This window comes from candidate division WOR-3 bacterium (assembly GCA_016867815.1).
In the GTDB taxonomy this organism is placed as follows: Bacteria; Hydrothermota; Tepidihabitantia; order Tepidihabitantales; family Tepidihabitantaceae; genus UBA2258.
In genome coordinates, this window is record VGIR01000166.1 from 1 (window position 1) to 3,523 (window position 3,523).

General features: G+C 59.9%; 4 protein-coding genes. 3 read left to right on the forward strand and 1 reads right to left on the reverse strand.

Annotation, left to right across the window (positions count from 1 at the left end; genetic code table 11):
- Nucleotides 1–280 precede the first annotated feature (280 nt).
- The 3 genes from arcC to FJY68_13825 all read left to right on the forward strand — a co-directional run bounded on the left by arcC (nucleotide 281) and on the right by FJY68_13825 (nucleotide 2,956).
- Nucleotides 281–1,219 carry a carbamate kinase gene (gene arcC, locus FJY68_13815; protein ID MBM3332902.1) on the forward strand — a complete coding sequence of 313 codons (939 nt, stop codon included), beginning with the start codon at nucleotides 281–283 and terminating at the stop codon, nucleotides 1,217–1,219.
- Between the two features lie 195 nt (nucleotides 1,220–1,414).
- Nucleotides 1,415–2,590, forward strand: coding sequence for an asparagine synthetase B (locus FJY68_13820; GenBank protein ID MBM3332903.1), 1,176 nt, complete (start codon nucleotides 1,415–1,417; stop codon nucleotides 2,588–2,590).
- Nucleotides 2,591–2,686: 96 nt separating this feature from the next.
- A complete protein-coding gene (locus tag FJY68_13825) occupies nucleotides 2,687–2,956 on the forward strand; it encodes a HypC/HybG/HupF family hydrogenase formation chaperone (protein MBM3332904.1) in 270 nt (89 codons plus the stop codon).
- A gap of 3 nt (nucleotides 2,957–2,959) precedes the next feature.
- Here the strand turns inward: FJY68_13825 and FJY68_13830 are convergent.
- On the reverse strand, nucleotides 2,960–3,523 hold a 564-nt coding region (locus FJY68_13830), incomplete at its 5' end, for a hypothetical protein (GenBank protein MBM3332905.1).

A 3,523-nucleotide genomic window follows, 5' to 3' on the forward strand; every position in this document is an offset into this window, starting at 1 on the left:
AAATCTCACGCACGTTCCGTCTCATCTCTCTCCATCTCCGCGGAGCAATTCCCGCTGACCGTCTTACCTCTCTCAGGGGGTCACCATGTACCCAGGCCAGAACTGCTGCGGAGGCAAAACCCGAAGCTCGAAGTACGAATGACGATTGAAACCCGAAGTCCGAACTCCCAGTTGGTCATTGCCGCCATTCGAGCTTCAATCGGAATTCAGGCTTCGTCATTCGTGCTTTGCCCTTTGGTCGTCTTGATTCTTCTGGCCGGTGTGATAACGTGTATGTCTGATGAGACCCGTAACCGTAGTCGCCATCGGTGGCAACTCACTGATCCGGTCGAAGGACAAAAGCTCGTTTGCCGACCAACTGGCGACGACCGCTGAAACGTGCCGTTCCATAGCCGACGTCGCTGAGGCTGGGCACGACATCGTAGTCACGCACGGCAACGGCCCGCAGGTCGGATTCATCCTCATCCGGTCACATCTTGCCCGGAACCGGTTGCCCGAGGTACCACTCGACGCGTGCAACGCCCAGACACAGGCCGAAATCGGCTACATGATTCAGCAGTCACTCGACAACGAATTCAAGCGGCGGAGCATCGGAAGGCCGGTGGTTACCCTGGTGACGCAAGTGGTAGTCGATGCGGCCGACCCGGCATTCCGCGAGCCATCCAAGCCGGTGGGGCCGTTCTACACGAAGGGCGAGGCTGCCAGGCTGGAGAAGGAACTCGGGTGGGTTCTGCGCGAGGACGCTGGTCGTGGCTTCAGGCGGCTTGTTCCCTCACCGCGACCGATCAGCGTCGTAGAGATGACGGAGGTCGAATCCCTCCTTGGCTCGGGGGCTGTGGTCATCGCCTGCGGCGGCGGCGGGATACCGGTGGTGCGCGACAATGGAACGCTGAAGGGTGTTGCGGCGGTGATAGACAAGGACCTGGCTTCAAGCCTCTTGGCCGGCGACATCGGAGCCGAGAGACTGGTGATCTCCACGGCTGTGGAGCACGTCTGTTTGAACTACGGCCAGGCAAACCAAACCCCACTGGGATTCGTCTCAGCACTGGATGTGAAGAACCACCTTGCCGCCAGGCAGTTTCCGGCCGGCAGTATGGGTCCGAAGATCGAGGCGGCACTCGACTTCCTGCAGAGGGGTGGAAAAGAGGTCGTCATCACCGATCCGGGCCACCTTGCCGAGGCGATGGCGGGCAAGGCCGGAACGCATATCACAGGCTAAACTCGAATGACGAAGCTCGAAACCCGATTGGAGCTCGAATGCAGACAAGATGACGGATTGGGGTATTCGTGCTTGCATCGTCCGTCGGATTTCCGAGTTCGAGCTTTCGCGCGACTGAGCCCGTGGAGTGCAATCATGGTCACAGTCCTGGCGACCTTCGCATCCGTGCATGCACAGACCATGACCATGATACCGATGGACCTGAGCCAGACCGATCATCTAAGGGCCTACGGTGTCATCCACCGGCTGCTGCAACGCGGGCAGAAGGTGGAGTGGTTGCTCAACTACCGGGGTGGGTCATTCCTGTTTCAACCGGAGCAGCAGGCGGTGCGAGAGTGCAAGCTCAACGGCGTGGTCTACCAGACGGTCGGGGCAAGTGAGGTGGTGCAGATACGTTCAACTGTCGCGACGAGCAACATGGAATCGGTTACGCTGGAACGTCCGACCAAGCTCGCTGTGTATGCGCCACCCACCGTTGACCCGTGGGACGACGCCGTGCGACTGGTACTCGACTACGCAGGTATCAGCTACGATGTGGTATGGGACAAGGAGGCAGTCACCGGCAAGCTGGCTCAGTATGACTGGCTTCACCTGCACCATGAAGACTTCACCGGCCAGTACGGCAAGTTCTACGCATCGTATCAGACTCAGCCGTGGTATCAGAGAGATGTCGCTATCAGCACCAAGACGGCAGCCGAGTTGGGCTACAAGAAAGTCAGCGGGCTGAAACTGGCAATCACCCAGCTGATACGCCAGTACGTGACCGACGGCGGGATGCTCTTTGCCATGTGTTCGGCAACCGACACCCCGGACATCGCCTGGGCAGCCCGCAATACTGATATCTGCAGCGCGGTCTTCGATGGTGATGGCGTTGACCCGACCTATGGGTCGAAGCTCGACTTCAAGGGTTGCCTCGCCTTCGAGGGATTCAACCTGATGACCGATCCTTCTGTCTATGAGCACTCGGACATCGATACCTACAATGAAGCGACGGCGCGGGGTCCGGATGTCTACTTCTCGCTGTTCGACTTCTCAGCCAAGTATGACCCGGTGCCGTGCATGCTCGTTCAGGACCACGTCGGGTTGGTCAAGGAGTTCCTGGGACAGAATTGCGGCTTCCGACGGACCAAGGTCAAGAAAGATGTGCTGGTGCTGGCCGAGGTTGCCAATACCGAGGAACTCAAATACATTCACGGCAACTTCGGCAAAGGCACGTTCACGTTTCTGGGTGGGCATGACCCCGAGGATTTTGCACACCGGATCGGCGATCCGCCGACCGACCTGTCACTTCACAAGAACTCGCCCGGGTACCGGCTGATACTGAACAACGTCCTCTTTCCGGCCGCGGAGAAGAAGCCGCTCAAGACATGAGTGGTCCAGTGGTCAAGTACTCCAGTGGTCCAGTGAAGGAGCCCGGGACACTTGACCACTCGTTCACCAGACCACTGGATCACTATCCTTCCTGACATGTGCCTTGCTGTTCCGCTCAAGCTGGTGTCGGTCAACGGCAACGACGCTGTCGGCGAGGTCGGAGGCATCCAGCGCGAGGTGTCAATCATGATGACGCCGGACGTGAAGGTTGGGGACTACGTCATCGTCCATGCCGGGTTCGCCATCCAGGTGCTTGACCAGAAGGAGGCCGAGGAGAACCTTGAACTCCTCAGGCAGATTGGGGAGACGGCCGAAGCGATGCAGGAAGATGCCCGAAGCCGGCGCAAGGCCGGCAGGTCCGTCTGACTTCTAAGTCCCGGCGAAGAACCGCCGCACCGCGTCGACAACCGATTTCTGCTGCTCGTCCGTGAGGCTCGGACGGATGGGCAGAGTGATCACTTCGCTGCAGGCGTGCTCGGTCTCAGGCAGAGGTGGGAACGGGCCGAGGGCCGAGGCAGCTGGTTCCATGTGCGCCGGTAGTCGGTAGTAGTCGCCGCTCCCAATCCCTTGCTCCAGCAGGAACTGCCTGAGCGCATCGCGGCGGTCGCTCCTGACTGCGTATTGGTGGTAGTTTGACGTGCAGCCTGCGGCCCCGCGCACTCTTGGGACCTCGGGCGGCAGCTCCGCATCGTAGCGAGCCGCAAGCTCACGACGCCGCGCCAGTTCTGCGTCCAGATGTCCGAGTTTGAGATGAAGGAAGGCGGCTTGAAGCTCGTCCAGGTGCGAGTTGTATCCGAGGCAGGAGTGGCGCCCGTTCGCATCCCGGCCATGAGATCGGAGCTGCCGCAGCGAGTCTGCCCGTTCCTCGTTCGATAGCACAATCGCTCCCGCATCCCCCAGCGCACTGAGGTTCTTGGTGGCGTAGAAGCTGAA

Excerpts from the sequence above, each read along its gene's own strand:
- arcC (MBM3332902.1), top strand. The coding sequence starts at position 281 with ATGAGACCCGTAACCGTAGTCGCCATCGGTGGCAACTCACTGATCCGG.
- FJY68_13820 (MBM3332903.1), top strand. The coding sequence starts at position 1,415 with ATGGACCTGAGCCAGACCGATCATCTAAGGGCCTACGGTGTCATCCAC.
- FJY68_13825 (MBM3332904.1), top strand. The coding sequence starts at position 2,687 with ATGTGCCTTGCTGTTCCGCTCAAGCTGGTGTCGGTCAACGGCAACGAC.